At 72.6% G+C, this 24,453-nt stretch carries 22 protein-coding genes and 1 riboswitch; of the genes, 12 read left to right on the forward strand and 10 right to left on the reverse strand.

All coding sequences use genetic code 11. The features are described 5' to 3' along the window. Positions 1-118 precede the first annotated feature (118 nt). Entirely contained in the window at positions 119-688 is a 570-nt protein-coding gene (locus tag ACGFYY_RS38085) for a hypothetical protein (RefSeq protein WP_365274699.1), read from the reverse strand. Positions 689-866: 178 nt separating this feature from the next. Here ACGFYY_RS38085 and ACGFYY_RS38090 point away from each other — a divergent pair, with 178 nt between their 5' ends. After that, positions 867-1,169 carry a hypothetical protein gene (locus ACGFYY_RS38090; protein WP_365274626.1) on the forward strand — a complete coding sequence of 101 codons (303 nt, stop codon included), beginning with the start codon at positions 867-869 and terminating at the stop codon, positions 1,167-1,169. A 4-nt stretch (positions 1,170-1,173) separates the two neighbouring features. Here ACGFYY_RS38090 and ACGFYY_RS38095 read toward each other — a convergent pair whose 3' ends face one another. From ACGFYY_RS38095 to ACGFYY_RS38105, 3 genes are all read right to left on the reverse strand, one after another. Beyond that, entirely contained in the window at positions 1,174-2,256 is a 1,083-nt protein-coding gene (locus tag ACGFYY_RS38095; protein ID WP_393716673.1) for a prenyltransferase, read from the reverse strand. After that, the gene (locus ACGFYY_RS38100; RefSeq protein WP_033227193.1) at positions 2,253-2,987 is read right to left on the reverse strand and encodes a class I SAM-dependent methyltransferase; all 735 of its coding nucleotides are present in this window, start codon (positions 2,985-2,987) and stop codon (positions 2,253-2,255) included. The genes ACGFYY_RS38095 and ACGFYY_RS38100 overlap by 4 nt, the downstream gene beginning before the upstream one ends. 64 nt (positions 2,988-3,051) lie before the next feature. Next, complete coding sequence (locus tag ACGFYY_RS38105; RefSeq protein WP_393716675.1) at positions 3,052-4,371, reverse strand: glycosyltransferase family 4 protein; 1,320 nt, start codon at positions 4,369-4,371, stop codon at positions 3,052-3,054. 218 nt (positions 4,372-4,589) lie between these two features. Between ACGFYY_RS38105 and ACGFYY_RS38110 the strand changes: the two genes are divergently transcribed. After that, complete coding sequence (locus tag ACGFYY_RS38110) at positions 4,590-5,213, forward strand: TetR family transcriptional regulator (RefSeq protein WP_030757790.1); 624 nt, start codon at positions 4,590-4,592, stop codon at positions 5,211-5,213. Positions 5,214-6,579: 1,366 nt separating this feature from the next. Here the strand turns inward: ACGFYY_RS38110 and ACGFYY_RS38115 are convergent. The 3 genes from ACGFYY_RS38115 to ACGFYY_RS38125 form a co-directional block, all read right to left on the reverse strand. Continuing rightward, positions 6,580-7,620: a hypothetical protein gene (locus ACGFYY_RS38115; protein ID WP_393716678.1), complete on the reverse strand. Its 1,041-nt coding sequence runs from the start codon at positions 7,618-7,620 to the stop codon at positions 6,580-6,582. Positions 7,621-7,771: 151 nt separating this feature from the next. Next, the gene (locus tag ACGFYY_RS38120; RefSeq protein ID WP_266391064.1) at positions 7,772-8,005 is read right to left on the reverse strand and encodes a ferredoxin; all 234 of its coding nucleotides are present in this window, start codon (positions 8,003-8,005) and stop codon (positions 7,772-7,774) included. Continuing rightward, on the reverse strand, positions 8,005-9,468 hold the full coding sequence (locus ACGFYY_RS38125) for an aldehyde dehydrogenase (protein WP_393716681.1): 1,464 nt from the start codon (positions 9,466-9,468) through the stop codon (positions 8,005-8,007). Before ACGFYY_RS38125 ends, ACGFYY_RS38120 begins: the two co-directional genes overlap by 1 nt. Positions 9,469-9,666: 198 nt before the next feature. Between ACGFYY_RS38125 and ACGFYY_RS38130 the strand changes: the two genes are divergently transcribed. The 7 genes from ACGFYY_RS38130 (at position 9,667) to ACGFYY_RS38160 (ending at position 17,688) form a co-directional block, all read left to right on the forward strand. Beyond that, complete coding sequence (locus ACGFYY_RS38130; protein WP_393716683.1) at positions 9,667-10,833, forward strand: MBL fold metallo-hydrolase; 1,167 nt, start codon at positions 9,667-9,669, stop codon at positions 10,831-10,833. 114 nt (positions 10,834-10,947) lie between these two features. After that, positions 10,948-11,028: riboswitch (cobalamin riboswitch) on the forward strand. Between the two features lie 131 nt (positions 11,029-11,159). Further along, positions 11,160-12,413 (forward strand): prenyltransferase/squalene oxidase repeat-containing protein, encoded by a 1,254-nt coding sequence (locus ACGFYY_RS38135; protein WP_393716685.1) that lies wholly within the window; start codon positions 11,160-11,162, stop codon positions 12,411-12,413. Continuing rightward, positions 12,413-13,081 carry an SCO2322 family protein gene (locus ACGFYY_RS38140; protein WP_393716687.1) on the forward strand — a complete coding sequence of 223 codons (669 nt, stop codon included), beginning with the start codon at positions 12,413-12,415 and terminating at the stop codon, positions 13,079-13,081. The genes ACGFYY_RS38135 and ACGFYY_RS38140 overlap by 1 nt, the downstream gene beginning before the upstream one ends. Beyond that, entirely contained in the window at positions 13,078-14,289 is a 1,212-nt protein-coding gene (locus tag ACGFYY_RS38145; RefSeq protein WP_393716689.1) for an energy-coupling factor transporter transmembrane component T, read from the forward strand. The genes ACGFYY_RS38140 and ACGFYY_RS38145 overlap by 4 nt, the downstream gene beginning before the upstream one ends. Then, positions 14,286-16,106 carry an ABC transporter ATP-binding protein gene (locus ACGFYY_RS38150; RefSeq protein ID WP_393716691.1) on the forward strand — a complete coding sequence of 607 codons (1,821 nt, stop codon included), beginning with the start codon at positions 14,286-14,288 and terminating at the stop codon, positions 16,104-16,106. The genes ACGFYY_RS38145 and ACGFYY_RS38150 overlap by 4 nt, the downstream gene beginning before the upstream one ends. After that, complete coding sequence (locus ACGFYY_RS38155) at positions 16,103-16,975, forward strand: ECF transporter S component (RefSeq protein ID WP_393716693.1); 873 nt, start codon at positions 16,103-16,105, stop codon at positions 16,973-16,975. The genes ACGFYY_RS38150 and ACGFYY_RS38155 overlap by 4 nt, the downstream gene beginning before the upstream one ends. Before the next feature lie 308 nt (positions 16,976-17,283). Then, positions 17,284-17,688 (forward strand): transglycosylase SLT domain-containing protein, encoded by a 405-nt coding sequence (locus tag ACGFYY_RS38160; RefSeq protein WP_393716695.1) that lies wholly within the window; start codon positions 17,284-17,286, stop codon positions 17,686-17,688. Between the two features lie 114 nt (positions 17,689-17,802). Here the strand turns inward: ACGFYY_RS38160 and ACGFYY_RS38165 are convergent, their stop codons facing one another. Then, complete coding sequence (locus ACGFYY_RS38165; protein WP_365270023.1) at positions 17,803-18,972, reverse strand: steroid 3-ketoacyl-CoA thiolase; 1,170 nt, start codon at positions 18,970-18,972, stop codon at positions 17,803-17,805. A gap of 242 nt (positions 18,973-19,214) precedes the next feature. Here ACGFYY_RS38165 and ACGFYY_RS38170 point away from each other — a divergent pair, with 242 nt between their 5' ends. Beyond that, entirely contained in the window at positions 19,215-20,459 is a 1,245-nt protein-coding gene (locus tag ACGFYY_RS38170) for a cytochrome P450 (protein WP_393716698.1), read from the forward strand. A gap of 249 nt (positions 20,460-20,708) precedes the next feature. Here ACGFYY_RS38170 and ACGFYY_RS38175 read toward each other — a convergent pair whose 3' ends face one another. Both ACGFYY_RS38175 and ACGFYY_RS38180 read right to left on the reverse strand, forming a co-directional pair. Further along, the gene (locus ACGFYY_RS38175) at positions 20,709-21,455 is read right to left on the reverse strand and encodes a hypothetical protein (RefSeq protein WP_365270017.1); all 747 of its coding nucleotides are present in this window, start codon (positions 21,453-21,455) and stop codon (positions 20,709-20,711) included. Between the two features lie 29 nt (positions 21,456-21,484). Further along, entirely contained in the window at positions 21,485-23,527 is a 2,043-nt protein-coding gene (locus ACGFYY_RS38180; RefSeq protein WP_393716700.1) for a bifunctional glycosyltransferase 87/phosphatase PAP2 family protein, read from the reverse strand. 218 nt (positions 23,528-23,745) lie between these two features. Between ACGFYY_RS38180 and ACGFYY_RS38185 the strand changes: the two genes are divergently transcribed. Both ACGFYY_RS38185 and ACGFYY_RS38190 read left to right on the forward strand, forming a co-directional pair. Beyond that, complete coding sequence (locus ACGFYY_RS38185; RefSeq protein WP_365270011.1) at positions 23,746-23,949, forward strand: antitoxin; 204 nt, start codon at positions 23,746-23,748, stop codon at positions 23,947-23,949. Between the two features lie 157 nt (positions 23,950-24,106). Beyond that, on the forward strand, positions 24,107-24,439 hold the full coding sequence (locus tag ACGFYY_RS38190) for an antibiotic biosynthesis monooxygenase family protein (RefSeq protein WP_393716703.1): 333 nt from the start codon (positions 24,107-24,109) through the stop codon (positions 24,437-24,439). Positions 24,440-24,453: the final 14 nt, after the last annotated feature.

A 24,453-nucleotide genomic window follows, 5' to 3' on the forward strand; every position in this document is an offset into this window, starting at 1 on the left:
CCGCCCCACCCGAAGCCACCCCCAGCCCCGCCGGCGTTTGAGGCGCGACCACCGGACCGCACCCGGGAACGGCACCCGCACCGCCCGGCCAGGGCAAGGGCGCGGCCCGGAAGCGGGATCAGCCGCCCAGCTGCGACGCGCTCGGGACCTTGTCCGTCACCGTCGCACCCGCGCTCTGACCGGCTTCCTTCACGCTGTTGATGACACTGTCGAACGCATCGATGTCACCGTCACCCGCCTGCCCCTTGCGCAGCTTCCCGCCGAGCCCCTTCAGCGACTCGATGCCCGCCGCCAGCGGGGCCACCGCCTTCGCCAGCAGCGGGTCGCCCTTGGCGTTCTGGGTCGCCGCCTTGAGCCGGTTGTACGCGAACGCGCCCGCCAGGCCCGCCTTGATCAGGGCGAACGTACGGCCCTTGGCGCCCTTCTTGAACTTGCCCGCGCGGTACGGCTTGACGATCCACTGGTACGTCGCGCCCGCCGCGAGGCTCGCGTTGGCGACGAACCGCGTCTTGGCGAACTTCTGCTTCTCCGCGGACGTGCTGGGCGACGGTGTCGCGGCGGCCAGTTCGTCGGCCTCGGCGGCGACGGGCTCCGCCGCCGCGAGGGCGGCCAGCTCACCCATCGACGCGGCGGACAGCTCCTCGCGCGGGCCGTTGCCGCCACTGCCGCATGCGGTGGCGCCGACCATCAGCGCGGTGGACAGCACCACGGCGGTGACGGCGCGGCGGAATCGGACGGTCGTGGGTACGGACACGGTTTCCTCCGGAGACTGAGGCGTCCTCCGCAGCCTCACCCCGGTCCCGCCACCCCGCCACCGGGGGAACCCGTTCGGGTTTACGACACGCCAAGGCGGCAACACGGGCCGTATGAGCACTCACACACGAGTACGCACCCGAGGAAGCAGTCAGGCAGGCCGTGCCGTCGCGCTGGTGGCGGACGTGCTCGCCTTCATCATCGGACTGTGGATCCTGCTCTACCTGCTGGAGGCCAACCAGGGCAACGCCCTGGTCGACCTCGTCCACGACGTCGCATCCTGGCTCGCGGCCTGGTCCTACGACCTGTTCACCTTCAGCCGCGAATGGGTCCAGGTCGTCATCGGCTACGGCATCGCCGCCGTCGCCTATCTCCTCATCGGCCACGCCGTCGCCGGTTGGCTGTACCGCCGCTGACGGGTCAGCCGCAGCAGTCCGGTTCCAGCCCGGCCGGGAGCGTGGTCCCACCGAACACCTCGGTCGTGGCCTCGTCCCCACCGAGCGCGGCGACGGCGAGCAACAGGGACCCGGCCGTCCAGGTGGTCTGCTCCACCGGCCAGACGGCCTCGTCCTGGAACACGTACCCCGTCCAGTACATGCCGTTGTCCGCGCGCAGGTGGGTGATCGACCGCAGGATCTCCAGCGCCCGGTCCGACTCCCCCGTCGCCCAAAGCGCCAGCGCCAGCTCGCAGGACTCGCCGCCCGTCACCCACGGATTGGGCAGCACGCAGCGCACGCCCAGGTCCGGGACCACGAACTCTTCCCAGCGCTCGTCGATGCGCGCCCTGGCCTCCGAGCCGGTCAAGGCCCCGCCCAGGACCGGGTAGTACCAGTCCATCGAGTAGTGGTTCTTGTCGAGGAACCGCTCCGGGTGGCGCCGGATGGCGTGCCGCAGCGCGCCCGCCGCGAGCTCCCAGTCGGGCTGCGGCTCCTCACGGTGCTCGGCGATGGCCAGCGCGCAGCGCAGCGCCTGGTGGATGGAGGAGGAGCCGGTGAGGAGCGCGTCGGTGACCGCCGTGCCGTCCGCCTCCCGCTTCCAGCCGATCTCGCCGCCCGGCTGCTGGAGCGTCAGGACGCACTCCACGGCCGCGTACACGGCCGGCCACATGCGGTCGAGGAAGGTGTCGTCGCCCGTGGACAGGTAGTGGTGCCACACGCCGACGGCTATGTACGCGGTGAAGTTGCTCTCGCGGCTCGCGTCCTGCGGCTGCGCGGTGTCCACACCGTCGGGCCGGTCGGCGTAGGCCGCGTACCAGGAACCGTCCTGGTTCTGGTGCCGGGCCAGCCACGTGTACGCGCGTTCCGCGGCCTCGTGCTCACCGGCCGCGTCGAGGGCCATCGCGGCCTCGGTGTGGTCCCACGGGTCGAGGTGGTGTCCGCGGAACCACGGTATGGCGCCGTCGGCGCGCTGCGCGGCGAGGATGCCCGCCACCGTCTGCGCGGCCTCCTCGGCCGTCAGTACGCCGTCCAGGACCAGGTGTTCGGTACGCCCGGGCGTGCTCACTGGGCGGCGCTGACGGGGAGATGGGGCTTGGTCGCGTAGGCCACGAAGCTCTTGCCGATGAGCGGGTTCAGGGCCTGCTCGGCGAGCCGCGTCGCCATCGGCTTCTTCATGATGTCCCAGACCAGGAGCTTGTGGTACGCCTTGACGGGCAGCGCCTTGTCGTTGTCGACGCCGAAGGCACACTTGAGCCACCAGTACGGGGAGTGCAGCCCGTGGGCGTGGTGCGTGCCGTACGGCTTGAGGCCCGCGGCCTTCATCTTGCCGAGCAGCTCGTCCGCCTTGTAGATGCGGATGTGGCCGCCCTCGACCTCGTGGTAGGCGTCGGAGAGCGCCCAGCAGATCTTCTCGGGGCCGTAGCGCGGCACCGTGATGGCGATGCGCCCGCCGGGCTTGAGCACGCGCACCATCTCGGCGAGCACACCCTTGTCGTCGTGGATGTGCTCCATCACCTCGGAGATGATGACGACGTCGAAGGAGTCGTCGGGGAAGGGCAGCGCCAGCGCGTCGCCCTCCATGGCGGTGGCGGTGGCCCCGGCGGGGGCCTCGCCGGCCTCCTTCATCGCCGCGAACCACTTGGCGACCTCGCGGATCTCCTCGCCGTTGCGGTCGACGGCGACCACCTGGGCGCCTCTCCGGTAGCACTCGAAGGCGTGCCGGCCTGCGCCGCAGCCCAGGTCGAGTACGCGGTCGCCTGCGGCGAGCGGGAACCGGGAGAAATCGACGGTCAGCACGGGGTCCTGCCTTCGCGGTCGCGGGGGTGTTCGGGGGATGGGAAGAAGCGGGGGTGGCGGAAGGTCAGCGCGCCCGGCGGGCACGGCCGGCGGCGGCCTGTTCGATGGCGGCGCGGTAGTGCGCGACGGTGCCCTTGGCGGCCGCGGCCCAGGTGAACCGGGTCAGGACCCGTTCGCGCCCGGCGGCGCCGAGGCGGGCCCGCAGCAGGGGGTCGCCCAGCGTCCGGCCCAGCGCGGCGGCCAGCGCGCCCGCGTCGCCCGGGGGCACCGCGAGGCAGGTCTCGCCGTCGGGTCCGGCGACCTCGGGGATCGCGCCGCCGGTGGTGGCGACGAGCGGGGTGCCGGTGGCCATGGCCTCGGCCGCCGGGAGCGAGAAGCCTTCGTAGAGGGAGGGCACGCAGGCGATCTGGGCGCTGCGGTAGAGGTCGACGAGCTCGGCGTCGGTGATGCCCTTGACGAACCGGACGGCGTCCTGGAGGCCGTACGTCTCGATGGCACGGGCGACGGGGCCCTGCTCGGCGCGCTTGCCGACGACGACGAGGTGCGCCTCGGGCTGCTCGGTACGCAGCTTCGCGAGGGCCTCGACGAGGTACACGAGCCCCTTGAGCGGTACGTCGGCGCTGGAGGTGGTGACGATGCGGCCCGGTACCTCGGCCACGGACGGGTCCGGCGACCAGAGGTCGGTGTCGGCGCCGATGTGCACCACGTGGATGCGCTCGTCGCGGACACCCAGGTGCTGGGCGATCTCCTGCTGGGATGACCCGGACACGGTGAGCACGGACGGCAGCCGGCGGGCCACCCGACCCTGCATGCGGGTGAAGCCGTACCAGCGGCGCACGGAGGCCCGCTTCAGCCGGCCCTGCGCGGCGTCGAGGTCGAGCTTGCGGTCGACGGTGATGGGGTGGTGGATCGTGGTGACCAGCGGGGCGCCGAGGTCGGCGAGGAGGCCGTAGCCGAGCGTCTGGTTGTCGTGGATGACGTCGAAGTCACCGGCGCGCGCGGCCAGATGACGGCGGGCGCGCAGCGAGAAGGTCAGCGGCTCGGGGAAGCCCCCGGTCCACATGGTGGCGACCTCGAGGGCGTCGATCCAGTCCCGGTACTCGTCGCGCTTGGGTGTGCGGAAGGGGTCCGGACTGCGGTAGAGGTCCAGGCTCGGGAGTTCGGTGAGCGAGGCGCCCGTGTCGAGGACCGGGTAGGGCTGCGCGCCGATGACTTCGACGGAGTGCCCCAGTTGTACGAGTTCACGCGAGAGGTGGCGGACGTAGACGCCCTGGCCGCCGCAGAACGGGTTCCCCTTATAGGTGAGGAGTGCGATACGCAGCGGGCGGTCGCCGTCGGCGGCGGGGCCCGCGAAAGGGCTCGTCACCATGGCCTCTGCGGTCACTCTCGGCCCCCTTCTCACTGCAACTTTCGCCGGAGCGTAACCGCTCGGATAATGTAGAACAAGTTTCAGACTTGATCCGTCGAAGACCATTGAATCTACCGGCCGGAAACCACACCGTAAGAGGCGGAGCAGGTGATTCGCGCCACGGCTCCTGCGCCTACGATGCTGGCCGCGGACCAGCCCGGATTCAGCCCGCGCAACGACACGGAACGGGACACATGACAGCGGAAGTGAAGGCCGTCACCACACCGGCGTCGCCTCCCCTGACGGAACGCCAGGAGGCACGCCGCCGCCGGATCCTGCACGCCAGCGCGCAGCTGGCCAGCCGGGGCGGTTTCGACGCCGTCCAGATGCGCGAGGTCGCGGAGGCGGCGGGCGTGGCGCTGGGCACGCTCTACCGCTACTTCCCCTCGAAGGTGCACCTGCTGGTCGCCACCATGCAGGACCAGCTCCAGCACATGCACACCACGCTGCGCAAACGCCCGCCGGCCGGGGACGACCCGGCGGCGCGGGTCGCGGAGACCCTCATGCGGGCCTTCCGCGCCCTCCAGCGGGAGCCTCAGCTGGCCGACGCGATGGTGCGGGCACTGACGTTCGCGGACCGGAGCGTGAGCCCCGAGGTGGACACGGTGTCCCGGCTGACCACGGCGATCATCCTGGACGCGATGGGCCTGGAGCAGGCGCCGACGGCGGAGCAGCTCTCGGCGGTCCGGGTCATCGAGCACACCTGGCACTCGGCACTGATCACGTGGCTTTCCGGCCGCGCCTCGATCGCCCAGGTCAAGATCGACATCGAAACGGTATGCCGCCTGATCGACCTGACGGCCCCGGAAAAGGCCTGAAGCCGCCGCTGCCTCCCGAGGGCGGGCGGGGTCGGGGGGCGGGGTCGGGCGGGCGGGGTCGGACGAGGGCGGGCGGTTCCGGGGTGGCCGGGGTCCACTCGGTCCGCATCAGGGATGTGTATGGGGGTTTCCCGTCAGTCCCATCGTCCCTCCGGGTCGGGCCGGTCCCTCAAGGGCGCTCCTCCTTCGTCGTCGCGTCGCTTCGCGATGGCCTGCGGCCACCCTTGACCGACCGTCCCGCCCCGGAGAAACGAAAGACTGCCGAGAAGCCCCCAAAAGAACGAGCCGGTCCAAGGCCATAGGGACGGGGACATCACAGACCCCCGACCCGACTCCGGTGAGCACGGTCCCGAGACGGGCCCCCAGGAGGGGCCTTCCGTGTCGGTGGGGCGCGCCCGATCGCTACGCGCTCCTCACCTCTCAGCGTCCGACGACCGTCCTGGGCTGGACATAGACCGCCCACGCCCCGCAGACGCTTTCCGTCCGAGGCGCCCCCAGGCTGACCGGGGCCGGACAGAGACCGCCCACGACCCGCAGACGCTTCCCGTCCGAGGCGCCCCCAGGCCGACCTGGGTCGGACATGGGCCGCCCTCACCCTTGGGCGCTTCTCACTGACCGCGACCGGCGGCCGTCAGGGGCTGACGAGAGGCGACGCGAGGGGCGGACGGCCGACAGCTCGGCCCATCGGTGGTGGATCCGGGTCAGCGCGAGCCCGGCACCACCAACCCACCCCCAAAGCGGGGCAATAAGGGCAAACCTTCGGCCTCCGGACCGCCCACGCGCGCTGACCCGCATCCACCACGGAACAGCCGTGCTTCCACGCCCTTGCACCCCAAACGGTCGTCGGACGCCTCGCACGGGGAGCGTCCATGAGTCGTGGGCGGCCTATGCCCAGCCCAAGACGATCGTCGGACGCAGGTCGGGCAACGGACCGAGCTCGTGGGCGGCCTATGTCCGACCCAGGACGGTCGCCGGACGCTGAGAGGTGGGGAGCGCGTAGCGATCGGGCGCGCCCCACCGACACGGAAGGCCCCTCCCATGGGCCCGTCTCGGGACCGCGCCCACCCGGGCCTGCCTGGGCTTCTGTGATGTCCCCGTCCCTGAAAGGATCGACCGGCTCGTTCCTTTGGGGGCTTCTCGGCAGTCTTTCGTTTCTCCGGGGCGGGACGGTCGGTCAAGGGTGGAGCGCAGCGACATCGCGAAGCGACGCGACCGCAGGGAGCGCCCTTGAGGGACCGGCCCGACCCGGAGGGACGATGGGACTGACGGGAAACCCCCATACCCACCCCTGATGCGGACCGAGTGGACCCCGCCCACCCCGAAGCCCCGTCCCACCGACCCACCCCCGCCCGAGCGGCCCCGCGGCTCACCGCCGCGTGAGCAGGGCTCCCCAGACGGCCCGGGCGCGGTGCAGTCGGTAGGAGAGCTTGCCCCACGGGCGATAGCTCCAAGGGATGGCGTTCGCGTAGCCGTCGACCTGTCGGAACTGCTCCAGGGCCGCTCGGTAGCGGCGCTGGCGGACGAGGAAGTAGGCGAGCAGGTGCCGCGCCTGCGGCAGGTTCGGGTGGCCTTCCGCCGCTCCGACGTCCTCCAGCGCCGCGTCCACGAGCGCGAGGACGTGCGGCGTGCCGAACAGGCCCGCGGGGTCGCCTCCCAGATCCACTTCCTCGTACCACGCGAGCAGGGGCAGGAGCGCCAGCAGGCTTCCACGCGGTGCATGCCTGGCCGCCCGCGCCGCGAACTCCTCCACTTCGGCCCGGGAACCGCGCCACTTGCTGCAGAAGTACAGCAATGCGGCGTAGTGGGTGCCGAAGTGGTGCGGCGAGGCCGCCTCGGCCTCGGCCAGCAACGCGCCCATCTCGTCCTTGGGGAAGGCCAGCCCGCGCCCGACCGTAACCAACCCGGCCAGCGGTGTCGGATCTCCCGGACAGCGGCGTGCGGCGTCCGCCAGCTCCACGCGCGCCGCGGCAAGCTCCTGGTGGAAGCCGGCGAACTGCTCCCGGGACGTCACACTCGCCGACCGGAACCCGCGCAACCGCCAGGCCCGCTTCACGCGCGTCCACCCGGCGACCAACATCGCGTCGGGGTCGTCCGGGGCGGCCGCCTGCCAGGCCTTCAGCCAGCCGTCACCGTCGTACGCGGCTGAGTACGCCAGGTGCCCGGCGTAGTGCGTACGGCGCTCCCAGTCGGTTCCGGCCGCCTCCATGAGGTCGGCCGCGGGCTCCCACGCCCCACCGCGCACGGCCTTGAGCGCGAGCTGGAGCTGCGGATCGGGCCCGGCCAGACGCCCGTTCAGGGGGCGTGGGGGTATGAGGGCGGCCAGGAGAAAGCACAGCACCACGACCGCAGCCGCTGTGTAGAGGATGGGGATGGATATGGATGAATCGACCAACTGAAGCTGGGCCAAGGGGGTTCCCGTCATCGAACTCGTTCGCCCGTCCGTTCGAGATGCGAGCGCAGCGGAGTATGCAACATCGACAACGGAACGGACAACGGCCGATCATGCGGCGGGGCGGGGCGTATCCGACCGCCCCACCCCTGCCCCTCTCCCTGCTCCTCTACTCCTCCGGCGGGAAGACCGGTTCGCCCGTCGCCGCGAGGGTGATGAGGATGGCTTCCACGGGGCAGCCTTCGGCCGCCGTGAGGGTGGGTTCGTTCGCGTCCGACTGGGGTGTGCGGGGGTGGGACTGGCGTGCCGAGTCCAGGACGAAGCCGTCCGGGGCGTGGTTCACGCACATGCCCGAGCCGATGCAGACGCCTCTGTCCACCTCGACCTGCCAGCGGTCACCCATCAGGCACCCGCCTCGTAGCCGGCCGGGAGGTGGATCATCTTGTGCTCCAGGTACTCGCTCAGGCCTTCCGGGCCGAACTCCCTTCCCAGGCCGCTGTTCTTGTAGCCGCCGAACGGTCCCAGCATGTCCAGGCTGAAGGTGTTCACGTTGAAGGTGCCGGTGCGGATCCGGCGGGCGAAGTCGATCCCGCGCTCGACGTCCGCGGTCCAGACGCTGCCGCTGAGGCCGAACTCCGAGTCGTTGGCGACGCGTACGGCTTCGGCCTCGTCGCCGTAGGGGATCAGGCAGACGACCGGGCCGAAGATCTCCTCGCGGGCGATCCGCATGGAGTTGTCGACGTCGCCGAAGAGGGTGGGCTCCACGTACCAGCCTCGCTCCAGGCCCGCCGGGCGGCCGCCGCCCGCCAAGACCTTCGCGCCCTCCTCCTGCCCGATCCGGATGTAGTCCAGCGAGCGTTGCCGCTGCCGCTCGGCGACGAGCGGACCGAGTTGGGTCGCCGGGTCGAGGGGGTCGCCGACGACGAGTGCGCCGGCCGCCTCCGCGAGGGCCTCGGCCACCTCCTCGTACCGGCTGCGGGGGGCGAGGACGCGGGTCTGGGCCACGCACGCCTGGCCGTTGTTCATCCAGGCAGCGGGCACGATCCCGGCGACGGCGGTCGCGACGTCGGCGTCGGGGAGGACCACGGCCGCGGACTTGCCGCCGAGTTCGAGGGTGACGCGGGTGAGGTTGCGCGCGGCGACCTCCATCACGCGCTTGCCGGCCGCGACCGAGCCGGTGAAGGCGACCTTGTCGACGCCGGGGTGTCCGACGAGGTATTCGCTGACCTCGCGGTCCGCGGGCAGGATCGACAGCACGCCCTCGGGGACCCCGGCCTCGCGCGCGATGTCGGCGAGGATGTAGGAGTCGAGCGGCGCCTCCGGGGAGGGCTTGAGGATCACCGTCGAGCCGGAGAGCAGCGCCGGCGCCAGCTTGGCGGCCGCCACGAACTGCGGGACGTTCCAGGGGATGACGGCGGCGACCACGCCCACCGGCTCCCGGCGCACCAGGATCGGGCCGAGCACGCCCTGGCGGTGCTCCTCGTACGGGTAGGCGCGGGCGACCGTGATCGCGGCGTCGTAGACCATCATCGGGCCGAGCGCCTGGGCGAGGATGCTCCAGGAGTACGGGGAGCCGTTCTGGGAGCTGATCGAGCGGGCGATCTCCTCGTGCCGGACGGCGATGGCGTCCTTGATGCGGGAGACGACGGCTATCCGCTCGTCCAGGGTCATGCGCGGCCAGGGTCCCTCGTCGAACGCCTTGCGCGCGGCGGCGACGGCGCGGTCGACGTCCGCCTTCGAGGCGTGCGGGACGGATCCGATGACCTGCTCGGTGTGGGGGGAGACGATCCGGATCGTGTCGGTGCCCAGCGGATCCGTCCACTCCCCGCCGATGAACAGCTTTCCGTGTTCCACGAGCTCGGTCATGGCTGAGGCCTCCTGCGGCTTGGCGTTGCAGAACTGATACCAGTTCTAGTTAGAGGAGTCCACGGCCAGGACCGAACCTCCGCCCCCGCCACGTAGATGATCGAACGACTGGTCAGCGGGCCCGGAAAGTGGTCGACTTGGGCTACTACTGGAACACGTTCTCATCCGAGGGCGGCAACAGGGGGAGGGCGAGGGCGCATGACGGAGGACGGCACGTCACAGGCCGCACAAGGCGCGGAGAACGCGCAGGCAGCGCAAGCAACGCAGGCAGCGCGGGACGGCGCGGCTCGGGCCGCGGGAGACGGCACCGCACGGGCCGCCGGGGACACGCCGCACGTCACCGATCACGGCGGCGGCGTGTGGGCCGTCAAGGTCCCCATCCCCGACAACCCCCTCGGGCACACCCTCGTCCACGTCCTCGACACCGACCGCGGCCCGGTCCTGATCGACACCGGCTGGGACGACCCCGCCTCCTGGGACACCCTCGTCGCCGGCCTCGCCGCCCTCGGCACCGCCGTCACCGACATCCACGGCGTGGTCATCACCCACCACCACCCCGACCACCACGGCCTCTCCGGCCAGGTCCGCGAGGCCTCCGGCGCCTGGATCGCCATGCACGCCGCCGACACCGAGGTCGTCGTGCGCACCCGCTCCTCCGAGCCCGGCATCTGGTTCGACTACATGAGCGCCAAGCTCGCCGCCGCCGGAGCCCCCGAGGAGCACATCGCCCCGCTGCGCGCCGCCCGCGCGAGCGGCCGCATGCGGACCCTGCCCGGCCTGCGCGCCGCCGTCCCCGACCGGGAGATCGTCCCCGCCGAGCTGCTCCCCCTCGCCGGCCGCCGGTTGCGCGCGATCTGGACCCCCGGCCACACCCCCGGCCACGTCTGCCTGCACCTGGAGGAACAGCACCCGGCGCGACTCCCCGGCAACGGCCGCCTCTTCTCCGGTGACCACCTGCTGCCCGGGATCTCCCCCCACATCGGCCTGTACGAGGCCCCGGAGGACACCCGCGTCACCGACCCCCTCGGCGACTACCTCGACTCCCTCGAACGCATCGGCCGCCTCGGGCCCGCCGAGGTGCTCCCGGCCCACCAGCACGCCTTCACCGACGCGCCCGCCCGCGTACAGGAGCTGCTCGACCACCACGAGGAACGGCTCACCGGCCTCTTGCGGCTGCTCGCCGAGCCGCTGACCCCGTGGGGGCTGGCCGAGCGGATGGAGTGGAACCGGCCCTGGGAGCAGATCCCGTACGGCTCTCGCAACATCGCCGTCTCCGAGGCGGAGGCCCACGTGCGGCGACTGGTCAAGCAGGGCCGCGCCGAGGCGGTGCCGGGCACGGACCCGGTCACCTACCGGGCCCTGTGACCGAGGCCGGTGCGCCGTGTGACCCGGCCCGGTAAGGGGCGCCCGGCCCCTGCGCCCCCGGGCCCGCCGGTTACGGGCCGGTAGAGTGAGTCTGTCGTCCACACCTCTGTACGGGGGGAAGCCGGTGCAATTCCGGCGCTGACCCGCAACCGTGACCCGCACCCGGCACCGCCCGGGCGGGGAGCCGGAATGCCCCGTACCGGAGGTGCGCGGCTCGTGCCGCCGGAGCCCCCGGCGGCCGGCACCGTCGAGGTAAACGGAGCCGGAGCCCGGTGCCTGTGCGTGCCTGCTGCCGGTTCCCCCGTACGAGAGGCACCCGCCCCCTGATGAACGTCCGCCGCAGCGCAGCCGCGCTCGCCGCCTCCGCCGTGCTCTGTGTGGGCGCCGCCCCCGCAGCCCTCGCCGACACCGCGCCGCCCGCATCCCCCTCCGCGCCCCCGGTCATCCCCTCCGGCCTGTACGGCAAGAACGACCCCACCTACGACGGCGTGTGGCGGCAGTCCTTCGCGCTGCTCGCCCAGCACACGGTCGGCGTCGAGCCCGCCCGGGAGGCCGTGACCTGGCTGGCCGCCCAGCAGTGCGACAACGGCGGATTCACCTCGTTCCGCCCGAACGCCGCTTTGGCGTGCGACGCGAACACGATGTACGACACGAACGCCACCGCGGCGGCCGTGCAGGCGATGAAGGCCCTCGGCGGCCACGACGCGGCGGTCAAGAAGAGCGTCGACTGGCTGAAGTCCGTCCAGAACGAGGACGGCGGCTGGAGCTACGTGCCCGGCTCCCCCAGTGACGCCGACTCCACCGGCGTGGTGATCAGCGCCCTGTCCGTGGCGGGCGAGAAGGCGGCCGAGGTCAGGTCCAAGGCGGGCAAGTCGGCCTACGACGGCCTGCTCACCTTCCAGCTGGGCTGCGCGGCCGAGCCGGCCGCCGACCGGGGCGCGTTCGCGTACCAGCCGGCCGACGGCAAGCTCGTCGCCAACGCCAGCTCCACGGCCGCTGCCGCCCTGGCCGGCCTCGGCAAGGGCGCGGCCGTCGTCCCGGGCGCCGAGAACACCCCCGCCGCCCCGCTCGCCTGCCCGGCCGCGAACGCCGCCGACCCGGTGGCCGCGGCCCAGGGCGCGGCCGGCTACCTGGCCGAGGCCCTCAAGAAGGACGGCCACCTCATGGCCGTCACGCCGGGTGCGGACCAGCCCACCCCCGACACCGGCAACACCGTGGACGCGGTACTGGCCCTGGCCGCCGCCGGCCACAAGGAGTCGGCGGCGGGCGCGCTGAAGTGGCTGGAGACCAACTCCGCCGAGTGGGCCAAGGGCAGCCCGGCCGCCCTGGGTACCCTCGTCCTCGCCGCCAACGCGACCGGCACCGACCCGAAGTCCTTCGGCGGCACCGACCTCGTCGCCGCGCTGAACGCGACCGGCCCGGCCCCGCAGGGCGCGGACACCGAAGCGACCGAGGTGGACGGCGAGAAGAAGAAGTCCTCCGGCAACCAGAACGTCTGGTGGATCGTCGGCGCGGGCGCCGCGGCCGGTATCGGCATCGGCATCCTGCTGAGCGGCCGCCGGAAGAAGAACCTGTCCTGATGCGCCGCCGCCTGCCCGCCGTGGCCCTCGCTCTCGGGATCGCCCTGGCCCTGCTGTCCGCCGCCCCGGCACTGGCGGCCGGCTACCGCTACTGGTCGTTCTGGGACGGCGCGGCGGGCGGCGGCTGGTCGTACGCCACCCAGGGGCCCTCGCTGGCCCGCCCCAAGGACGGCTCCGTACAGGGGTTCCGCTTCTCGGTGAGCAAGGACGCGGCGGCGCAGGCGGCCCAGCCGCGCGCCGCGGCCGACTTCGAGACCGTCTGCGGGGCGACCGCCCCGACGGAGGGCAGCAAGCGGGTGGCGCTCGTCATCGACTTCGGCGTCCCGGAGGACGCCCCGACGGGCGACACCCCGCCCGATGCCGCCCCACGCACGGCCTGTGCGCAGGTGGCCGCCGATGCCACGACGGCCGAGGCGCTGGCCTCGGTCGCGAAGCCGCTGCGCTACAACAGCGCGGCGCTGCTGTGCGCGATCTCCGGCTATCCGAAGCAGGGGTGCGGTGAGCAGGTCGCGGACGGCGCGCCGCGGTCCGCCGCCCCGACCGCCCCGACGTCGTCCGCCGCGCCGGATTCCGGCGGGGGCCCGTCCGCGGGCCTGCTCGCGGGCATCGCCGCGGTGGCGGCCCTGGCCGCGGCCGGTATCTGGCAGTCCCGCCGCCGCTCCCGATGACGGACCACGACACCGGGCCCGCCCCCACCGGAGCCGCAGCCGAAGACGTGCCCCCGGCCCGGCGGAGCCAGGCCGGGGCGCAGGGTTCCCCGCACCGGTCGACGTACGAAAGGTGGCGGCCCCCGCAGGCCGTGCGCGCCACCACCCTGCACGCGGGGGCCTGGTGGCTGTGGGCCCTCGGTCTCGCCACCGCCGCCTCCCGCACCACCAACCCGCTCCTGCTCGGGTTGATCATCGGCGTCGCCGGGTATGTGGTCGCGGCCCGTCGCACCGAGGCGCCTTGGGCCCGTTCCTACGGGGCCTTCCTCAAGCTCGGCCTCTTCGTCATCGGCCTGCGCCTGGTCTTCTCCATGCTCCTGGGCTCCCCCATCCCCGGCTCTCACACCCTCTTCACCCTTCCGGAGATCCCGCTCCCGGCCTGGGCTCAGGGCATCCGTTTCGGCGGTCGCGTCACCGCCGAGCAGCTCGTCTTCGCCTTCTACGACGGCCTGAAGCTGGCCGCGCTCCTGGTGTGCGTCGGCGCCGCGAACGCCCTCGCCAATCCGGCGCGGCTGCTGAAATCCCTTCCGGCCGCCCTGTACGAGGCCGGGGTCGCCGTCGTCGTCGCCATGACCTTCGCGCCGAACATGGTCGCCGACGTCGTCCGCCTCCGGACCGCCCGCCGGCTGCGCGGCCGCCCGACGGGCGGGGTGAAGGCCGTCCTCCAGATCGGCCTGCCGGTGCTGGAGGGCGCCCTGGAACGCTCCGTCGCCATCGCCGCGTCGATGGACGCGCGCGGCTACGGCCGCACGGCCGAGGTCCCGCCCGCCGTCCGGCACACCACCAACGTCCTCACCCTCGGCGGCCTGCTCGGCATGTGCGCGGGCACGTACGGTCTGCTGGCCGCGCAGGGCGCCGCGTACGGGCTGCCCGTGCTCGGTGTCGGCGCGGCCCTGGCCGTCGCGGGCCTGCGCCTGGGCGGCCGCCGGTCGGTGCGGACCCGCTACCGGCCCGACCGGTGGGGCCCGCGCGCCTGGCTGGTCTCCGGATCGGGCGCGGCGGTGGCCGCCCTCATGATCCACGCCGGTTCCGTCGACGCGGCCGCGTTGCACCCGGGCGTGGTCCCGCTGACGGCCCCCCTGTTCCCGCTGTGGCCGGCGGCCGCGATCCTGATCGGCCTGCTGCCCGCCTTCGTGGCACCCGTACCGCCCAAGGAGGCGTCGCAGTGATCCGGTTCGAGCAGGTGTCGGTCACCTACGAGGGTGCGTCCGGCCCTTCCCTGCGGGATGTCGACCTGGTGATCCCCGAGGGGGAGCTGACGCTGCTGGTCGGCCCGTCGGGCGTCGGCAAGTCCACCCTGCTGGGTGCGGTCTCCGGACTGGTCCCGCACTTCACGGGCGGCACCCTGCGGGGTCGGGTCACGGTCGCCGGCCGGGACACGCGCACCCATGAGCCGCGCGAGCTCGCGGACGTGGTCGGCACGGTCGGCCAGGACCCGCTCGCGCACTTCGTGACGGACACGGTGGAGGACGAGCTCGCCTACGGCATGGAGTCCTTGGGCCTGCCACCTGCGGTGATGCGCCGCCGGGTGGAGGAGACCCTGGACCTGCTGGGCCTGAACGAGCTGCGTGACCGGCCGATCGCGACGCTGTCCGGCGGTCAGCAGCAGCGGGTCGCGATCGGCTCGGTCCTCACCCCGCACCCGAAGGTGCTGGTGCTGGACGAGCCGACGTCCGCGCTCGACCCGGCGGCGGCGGAGGAGGTCCTCGCGGTCCTCCAGCGCCTGGTGCACGACCTGGGCACGACCGTGCTGATGGCGGAGCACCGGCTGGAGCGGGTCGTGCAGTACGCCGACCAGGTCCTGCTCCTGCCGTCGCCGGGCGCGGCCCCGGTCATCGGCACCCCGGCGGAGATCATGGCCGTCTCCCCGGTGCACCCGCCGGTGGTCTCCCTGGGTCGCCTCGCGGGCTGGGCCCCGCTCCCCCTCTCGGTCCGCGACGCCCGCCGCCGGTCCGCTCCGCTCAGGTCCCGCCTGTCATCGGTCGCCCGCCCCGCCGCTTCCCAGGGCTCCGCCCCCGCTCCCGCGCCTCGAACGCCGGCGAGCCCGGGTATGTCAGCCTCGCCGGCGCTCGAGGCGGATCAAGCCCCGCCGCTGTTCGAGGCGCGGGGGTCCGGGGGTGGAGTCCCCGTAGCGGCCGGAGCCCCCGGCCTGCTCGCGCGCCTGCTGCGCCGCGCCCAGCCGAACCCGGCCCCCGCCCCCGCACTCGGAGGGATCGGCGCCGCCCCCGCCGAGGTCCACCGGGTCACCGTCCGCCGCGGCCGCGTCCAGGCCCTGCACGACATCACCCTCACCGTGGCCCCCGGCGAGACCGTCGCCCTCATGGGCCGCAACGGCGCCGGCAAGTCCACCCTCCTCTCCGCCCTCGTCGGTACGGTCGCCCCCACCACCGGCGAGGTGACCGTCGGCGGCCGCACCCCTCACCGCACGGCACCGCCCGAGATGGTGCGTCGCGTCGGCCTCGTCCCGCAGGAGCCCCGCGACCTCCTCTACGCCGACACGGTCGCCGCCGAGTGCGCCGCCGCCGACTCCGACGCCGCGGCGCCCCCCGGCACCTGCCGCGACCTCGTCTCCGCGCTGCTCCCGGACGTTCCCGACGAGATCCACCCGCGTGATCTCTCCGAGGGCCAGCGCCTGGCCCTCGCCCTGGCGCTGGTCCTCACCGGCCGTCCCGCCCTGCTGCTCCTCGACGAGCCCACCCGCGGCCTGGACTACGCGGCCAAGGTCCGCCTGATCGAGATCCTGCGCGGCCTGGCCGCCGACGGCCACGCCATCGTCCTGGCCACCCATGACGTGGAGCTGGCCGCGGAGCTGGCCCACCGTGTGGTGATCCTGGCCGGTGGGGAGGTCGTCGCGGACGGTCCGACCGCCGACGTGGTCGTCTCCTCGCCCGCCTTCGCGCCGCAGGTGGCGAAGGTCCTGGCTCCGGACCCCTGGCTCACCGTGGCCCAGGTCGCCGAGGCCCTCGCGGCGGCGGAGGCCCGATGAACGGGCCCGGCCGCCCGGCACGCCCCGTCCGCATCGGTCCCCGCGCCGCCGTCGCCCTGGCCCTCGTGACGCTCATCGGCATCGCGGCCTTCGGCTGGCCGCTGCTCGCCGACCGGCAGTCGGGCCTGGCCCACTCGCAGGACGCGCCCTGGCTCTTCGCCGCGCTCCTCCCGCTGCTGGTGGCGGTGGTCGTCGCGACGATCGCCGACAACGGCATGGACGCGAAGGCGGTGGCGATGCTCGGTGTGCTCGCCGCCGTCGGGGCGGCGCTGAGACCGCTGGGCGCGGGTACGGCCGGGCTGGAGCCGATGTTCTTCCTTCTGGTGCTCAGCGGGCGCGTCCTCGGCCCCGGCTTCGCTTTCGTCCTGGGCTCGGTGACGATGTTCGCCTCCGCCCTGCTGACGGGCGGGGTGGGGCCGTGGATGCCGTTCCAGATGCTGGCGATGGGCTGGTTCGCGTTGGGGGCCGGGCTGCTGCCGGGCTCGGAGCGGATCCGGGGCCGGGCGGAGCTGCTGATGCTGGCCGGGTACGGCTTCGCGGGCGCGTTCGCGTACGGCTTCGTCATGAACCTGCAGGGCTGGGTGATCCTGCAGGGCATGGACCACGGCGCCTCCTTCCATGCGGGGGACCCGCTGCCCGCGAACCTGGCGCGGTTCGTCGTGTACTACCTGACGACCTCGTTGGGCTGGGACCTGGGCCGGGGCGTGCTGACGGTCGTACTGACCCTGGCCCTCGGGGCGACCCTGCTGAAGGCGCTGCGGCGGGCGACCCGTAAAGCCGCGTTCGATGCCGCGGTCTCCTTCGATCCGGGGGTCGGAACGGAGCCCGAACCCGCCCTCGAAAAGGGTACGAACGGCGGCGGAGGGTGACATTCGGGGCGCCCCCCGGTGACCCGCCCCATAGGGCCCAGGTCACATACGAACGCGGCTAGTAGGCGTGGGGGCCCCTGAACACGGCCGGACGGGGGGTTCGTCGTACGGCCCGCTGCGAGGAGCGCTAGTAAGAGGGACCTTTGCCAGGGCGTCGGGGCGTCTGTAGAACTGGATGAGTCGCAGGGCGGCAGGGGTACTTCGGTCCCTCACCCGCCGCCGACGAACCCCTCTCCTTTGCGTGAGTGGCTCACGCGTGTCCTCGGCATGCGTGCGACCGCCCTTGTCCCCGTCGGAAGGTTCCCTCCGTGTCCAACACCGTCATCCGCCGCATCGCCGCTTCCAAGAAGGCCCTCGCGGGCACCGTCGTCGCCCTCGGTGTCGCCGGTTCCATGCTTGCCACGGTTCCCGCCCAGGCGGCCCCGATGAGCGCCAAGGCGATCGCGCAGCAGATGATCAAGGACCCGGCCCAGTTCGCCGCCTTCGACAAGATCATTTCGCACGAGAGCGGCTGGGACTACACCGCCACCAACGCCTCCTCCGGCGCGTACGGCCTGGCCCAGGCCCTGCCGGCGTCGAAGATGGCCTCCGCGGGCGCGGACTGGAAGACCAACCCGGCCACCCAGATCAAGTGGGGCCTGGACTACATGAACGACCGCTACGGCAGCCCGGTCGGCGCCTGGAACTTCTGGTCCGCCAACCACTGGTACTAGGCCGCCCACGGGCAGCAGCACAGCACCAAGACATACGAAGGCCCCGGTGGCCGGCCTCCCCAGGTCCGGCCTCCGGGGCCTTCTGCATCCCATCCCACGGGTCTCAGGGGCGCCTCAGAGGCGCTGGATGATCGTGCCGGTCGCCAGCGCGCCTCCGGCGCACATGGTGATCAGCGCGAACTCCTTGTCACGGCGCTCCAGCTCGTGCAGCGCGGTGGTGATCAGCCGGGCTCCGGTGGCGCCGACGGGGTGGCCGAGCGCGATGCCCCCGCCGTTGACGTTGACCTTCTCCAGGTCCTGATCGAAGACCTTCGCCCAGGACAGGACCACGGAGGCGAAGGCCTCGTTGATCTCGACGAGGTCGATGTCCCGCAGCGACATCCCGGCCTTGCCGAGCACGGCCCGCGTCGCGTCGATCGGCCCGTCCAGGTGGAAGTGGGGGTCGGCGCCGACGAGGGTCTGGGCAACGATCCGGGCGCGGGGCTTGAGCTTGAGGGCGCGCGCCATCTTGCGCGAGGCCCACATCACCGCGGCGGCCCCGTCGGATATCTGCGAGGAGTTCCCGGCGGTGTGCACGGCGGTGGGCATGACCGGCTTGAGCCGGGCCAGCGCCTCCATGCTGGTGTCGCGCAGGCCCTCGTCCCGGTCGACCAGGCGCCACATGCCCTGCCCGGCGGCCTGCTCCTCCTCGGTCGTCGGTACCTGCACGGCGAAGGTCTCGCGCTTGAACCGCTCCTCGGCCCACGCCGCCGCGGCCCGCTCCTGGGAGAGGAGGCCGAGCCGGTCGACGTCCTCGCGGGACAGGCCCCGGTGGCGGGCGATCCGCTCGGCGGCCTCGAACTGGTTGGGGAGGTCGACGTTCCACTCGTCCGGGAAGGGCTTGCCCGGGCCGTGCTTGGATCCGGAGCCGAGCGGCACGCGGCTCATGGCCTCGACGCCGCAGGCGATGCCGATGTCCATGACCCCGCCGGAGATCATGTTGGCGACCATGTGGTTGGCCTGCTGGGAGCTGCCGCACTGACAGTCCACCGTCGTCGCGGCGGTCTCGTACGGGAGCCCCATGGCGAGCCAGGCATTGCGGGCGGGGTTCATCGACTGCTCGCCGGCGTGCGTCACGGTGCCGCCGACGATCTGCTCCACGCAGTCGGGCTGGATTCCGGTACGGGCCAGGAGTTCGCGGTAGGTCTCGCCGAGCAGGTAGGCGGGATGGAGGTTGGCGAGAGCGCCCCCGCGCTTACCGATGGGGGTGCGTACGGCTTCGACAATGACGGGTTCCGCGGCCATGAGCTCGTCCTCTCCTGCACTGCGTCAGCACGGCGGGCCGTCCCGGCGCCCCGCCCCGAACTAGTACGCGTTCTAGTTCTCCCCGCAGTCTTATGACCTGAGGCCCCGGCACGCAAGGGTCTTGCACGTGCCCTGCACGGATTCCACACGCAACAGTTGGCGCCACGACCCTTGTCACTTCTGGAACTCGTTACTACCTTCAAGCCAACTTCTGATGGTCCGTCAGACTTTGGAGTTGCCCGATGTCCTGCCCCGCACTGCCCGAAGGCTTCGACGCCACCGACCCAGACCTGCTCCAAAGCCGCGTCCCCTTCCCGGAGTTCGCGCAGCTGCGGCAGACCGCACCCGTGTGGTGGTGCCCGCAGCGGCGGGGCGTCACCGGCTTCGACGACGAGGGCTACTGGGCCGTGACCCGGCACGCGGACGTCAAGTACGTCTCCACGCACCCGGAACTGTTCTCCTCGACGACCAACACCGCGATCATCCGCTTCAACGAGCACATTCCGCGTGACGCGATAGATGCCCAGCGTCTGATCATGCTGAACATGGATCCGCCGGAACACACCCGCGTACGGCAGATCGTGCAGCGCGGCTTCACCCCGCGGGCCATCCGCGGCCTGGAGGAGGCCCTGCGCGACCGCGCCCGGAAGATCGTCGAGGAGGCGTCGGCCACGGCCGCCGACGGCAGCTTCGACTTCGTCACGCAGGTCGCGTGCGAGCTCCCGCTGCAGGCCATCGCCGAACTGATCGGCGTACCGCAGAAGGACCGCGCGAAGATCTTCGACTGGTCGAACAAGATGATCGCCTACGACGACCCGGAATACGCGATCACCGAGGAGGTCGGCTCCAACGCGGCGATGGAGCTCATCGGGTACGCGATGAACCTCTCCGCCCAGCGTAAGGAATGCCCGGCCAAGGACATCGTCACCCAGCTGGTGGCGGCCGAGGGCCAGGGCAACCTCGGCTCCGACGAGTTCGGCTTCTTCGTCCTGCTGCTGGCGGTCGCCGGCAACGAGACCACGCGCAACGCCATCAGCCACGGCATGCACGCCTTCCTGACCCACCCCGAGCAGTGGGAGCTCTACAAGGCGACCCGGCCGTCGACCGCCGCCGAGGAGATCGTGCGCTGGGCCACCCCGGTGGTGTCCTTCCAGCGCACCGCCACCCAGGACACCGAGCTGGGCGGCGCGAAGATCAAGGCGGGCGACCGGGTGGGAATGTTCTACTCCTCCGCCAACCACGACCCCGAGGTCTTCACGAACCCGGACGTCTTCGACATCACCCGCGACCCCAACCCCCACCTGGGCTTCGGCGGCGGCGGCCCGCACTTCTGCCTCGGCAAGTCCCTCGCCGTGATGGAGATCGACCTGATCTTCAACGCCCTGGCCGACGCCCTCCCGAACCTCCACCTCACGGACGCTCCCCCCCGCCGCCTGCGCGCGGCCTGGCTCAACGGCATCAAGGAACTCCGCGTCACCCACGCCTGAGGCGATCTGTCGGGCCCGCCGGCGTTCGAGGCGCGGGGGTCCGGGGTCAGCGCCCCCGGCGACGGCGCCGCACCCGTTCGAGTGGCGGACCACCCCGAACGGAGTGATCCTGGCAAGCAGCGGCGATCCAGCCGACGGGGCGCCGGGGCAGCGAATGCCCCGGCGCCCCTTCGGCCACCACAAGCCCGGCCAGGGACACGGCGCCGGCCCGCCCGGCCAGGGCTACGGCGCCGGCCCGCCCGGCCAGGGCTACGGCTGCGACGGCCGCCCCGCAACCGCGTCGTACACCCGCAGCCGCAGCCTCCGCTGCCACCCCTCCTTCTCCTCCCGCACCCGCGCCCTCCGCTCCTTCCGCCCCCCGACGGGGTACCGCGCCCGCGCCCACGGCGACCCCGGGCGGGCCAGCCGTACCGCCCCGACCAGCGCGAAGATCGGTACGAGGATCCCCAACAGCCCGGTGAACACCTTCCCCTTGGCCAGCGTCACCAGCGCGAAGCCCGCGTTCACCGCGACCACCACCACGGACGTCCAGCCGGAAGCCCTCGCACCGCCCTCCGCGGCGTCGTCGACGCCGAACGGCGACGCCCCCAGCAACAGCAGCCCGCACGCGGCGGCCCCGACCACCACCGCGTCCACGGAGAGCCGGCCCTCCTCGGACCAGTAGACGTCCTTCAGGTGCAGGATCAGCGCGAACTCGTCGAGCACCAGCGCCGTCCCGATGCCGAACACGGCCGCGTCGATCTCCGCCCACGGGGTCCGGTTCCCGGTCGGGGAGGCCAGCGCCAGGCCGCTGACGATCATCAGGACCACGCCGAACACCACGTGGTGGATGTGCAGCCCGCCCGGCGTGACGTTCTTCGGCCACCAGGAGACCTGCGCCCGGATCAGCCGCACGCTGATCCGGATGAAGAGGAACGCGCCGAGGAAGCCCAGCAGCAGGCAGAGCAACGGCTGCTTGCCCGGCTCGACGATCTGACGCTGGTACCAGTCGCCCACGTCTCAGCCCGGCCGCATCGGCTTCGCAGTCATGACCCGATGCTGGCACCGGCCGGGCCGCCCCGCCCGGCGGACACCGGTTCGCCCGGCTCCGCCTCGACGCCCTGGCGCTGCACGGGCAGGTTCAGCCGCAGCCCGCGCGGCCCGGACAGGACGTACACGAGCCCGAAGCCGGCGGACACGACCGCGGCCCCGCCCACGGCGTCCAGGACCCAGTGGTTGGCGGTCGCCACGATCGCGCACACCGTGATCAGCGGGTGCAGCGCCCCGAGCAGCTTCTGCCAGCCCTTCGGAGCCAGCACCACGATCACGATCCCGCACCACAGCGACCAGCCGAAGTGCAGCGAGGGCATCGCCGCGTACTGGTTGGAGATCGCGGTCATGGCCCCGTACGAGGGGTTGGCCAGGTCCTGCGGCCCGTGCACGGTGTCGATGAAGCCGAGGCCGGGCATCAGGCGCGGCGGCGCGAGCGGGTAGAGCCAGAAACCGGCGAGGGCGAGGACGGTGGCCAGCCCCAGGGAGGCCCGCGCCCAGCGGTAGTCGCCGGGGCGCCGCCAGTACAGGACCGCCAGGATCGTCAGCGGGACGACGAAGTGGAAGGAGGTGTAGTAGAAGTTGAAGAACGCCTCCAGCCAGGGCGTGTTCACCACGGCGTGGTTCACCGCGTGCTCGATGTCGATGCCGAGCGCCTTCTCGATGCCGTGGATCTGGCTGCCGTTGCCCTCGGCGAGGCTGCGGCTGGTGGGCGCGGCGGCCCGGATGTGCGAGTAGAGCGAGTACCCGACCCGTATCAGCAGGAGTTCCAGCAGGAGGTTCGGGCGGGACAGCACGCGCCGCCAGGACGGCAGCAGCGGCACCCGCGCCCAGCGGGCCGCCGCGGGCTGCCCGTAGTCGGTGGGTACGGGCTCGCGCCAGTACGGCGACGAGCGCCGCAGGAACGGTACCGCGCAGGCCGCGGCCACGGCGGTGAGCAGCGGCACGTTGTCGCGTACGGGGGCCAGCGCGGCCAGGTTCGGCAGCAGCATCGCGCTCGGCAGGGTCATGGCGAGGACCACGGCCACCGGCCACACGGGCCGGTCGGCGGCCCGCTTGCCCACCTTGCCGGCGACGGCGAGGAGCACCCAGAGCAGCTGGTGGCGCCAGCCGGTCGGGGAGACGGCGACGGCCACGCAGCCGGTGACGGCGACGGCGAGCAGCAGCTGGCCGTCGCGGGCGTAGCGGACCGCGCGGCGCAGGCCGATCCAGACGATGGCGGCGGCCAGGGCGGCGTAGAGCAGGATCTCGGCGGGTCCGGTCAGGCCGAGGCGCAGCAGCGCGCCGTGCACGGACTGGTTGGCGAGGCCGTCGGGGGCGCCGCCGAGGCCGGTACCGGCGAGGTGCTCGACCCAGTACGTCCAGGAGTCGCGCGGCATGGCCGCCCAGGACAGCGCGGTGGCTCCGGCGAAGGTCACGGCGGCGGTGCGCGCGGTGGGGCGGCGTCCGGTCAGCCACAGCAGCGGGGCGAACAGCAGGAGCGCGGGCTGGAGCGCGGCGGCGAGGCCGACGAGGAATCCGGCGGGCCGGTCGCCGGGCACACGGAATACGGCGAGCAGCACGAGCAGGACGGGCAGGACGGCGGTCTGGCCGGGCGAGGCGGCCTCGCGGACGGGCAGGGAGACCATCATCAGCGCCGTGAGCACGGGCGCGGCGAGCAGCGCGGTGCGCCGCGGCACCGGGTCGGGCAGGCCGCGGGCGGCGACGAGCCCGATGGCGGCGACGCACAGCAGCGTCACGCAGGTCCAGGCGACCTCCAGCGACGGGGCGGCCAGGCCGACCAGCGGCTTGAGGACCAGCCCGGCGAAGGGGGTGTCGGAGAACTGGCCGGTGTCGTAGACCGTTCCGGGCAGGGTGCCGGGGAGGTGGAAGCCGCTCAGCCACTCGCTCGGTGGCGTCCGCAGCACGGCGGCGGCCTGTCTGACGGCGAGAGCTCCGGCCAGCGCCCAGAGCAGGAGCCGGGCCGCCCCGAGTCTGCCGTGATCGCCTATGACTCCGGCATGTCCGTTCGCACCGCTGTGCTCTGCCGCGTTAGCCACGCCTCGCCGGCCTCCCGCCATGTTGACCGCAACCCTGACTTCGCCTGGCTGCCGCGCTCCATTACCCGCACGACGATATCCCCCACGGGATGCGTCGGGCGGCCCGCTTCTCGACCGGGGGCCGGGGGCGGGCCGGGGACCGGGGGGCTCTCCAGGTGCGGACGGCGCAGTTCATGGCGAAGCTGAGGTGGACAGGCATTCCGTGGAGAGGATGGCTCATGTCCATGCTTGACAAGCTCAAGGACCTCATCAAGGGACACCCTGACCAGGCCCGCCAAGGCGTGGAGAAGGCCGGAGACGCCTTCGACGCGAGGACCGGGAACAAGTACCAGAGCCAGGTCGACACGGCACAGCAGAAGCTCAACGAGCAGATCGGCAAGGAGCCGCCCGCGCCGGGGCAGACCCGTCCGCCGCAGCCCTGAATCGGACCTCCGGGCCGGTAGGACGCCGGGACCGCAGCGCAGGGACCGCACCGTGGTGCGGTCCCTGCGGGCGGTCGTGCGGGCGGATGTAGGAAACTGCACGCATGTCGTCGAGGCCGGGCATACCGCCCGGCCGGCGTTTCATGAGAGGTGTCCTGTGCCCAGCGTCGTAAAGATCAACGCACTGACGGTTCCCGCCGAGCAGCGGGAGATCCTGGAGAAGCGCTTCGCCTCCCGGGCCGGGGCGGTGGAGAGCTCGGACGGCTTCGAGTGGTTCGAGCTGCTGCGCCCGGTGGGGGGCACGGACCAGTACCTGGTGTACACGCGTTGGCGTTCGGAGGAGGACTTCCAGGCGTGGATGGAGGGCCCGATGAAGGCGGCCCACCAGGGCGGTGGTGAGGGTGGCGGCGAGCGTCCGAAGCCCGCGGCTTCCGCGTCCACGGTGTGGTCGTTCGAGGTCGTGCAGCAGGCGGCGCCGAAGCAGGCCTGACACGAGCCGAAGCG

The sequence above is a fragment of the Streptomyces sp. NPDC048331 genome (assembly GCF_043201215.1).
Lineage (GTDB): Bacteria > Actinomycetota > Actinomycetes > Streptomycetales > Streptomycetaceae > Streptomyces.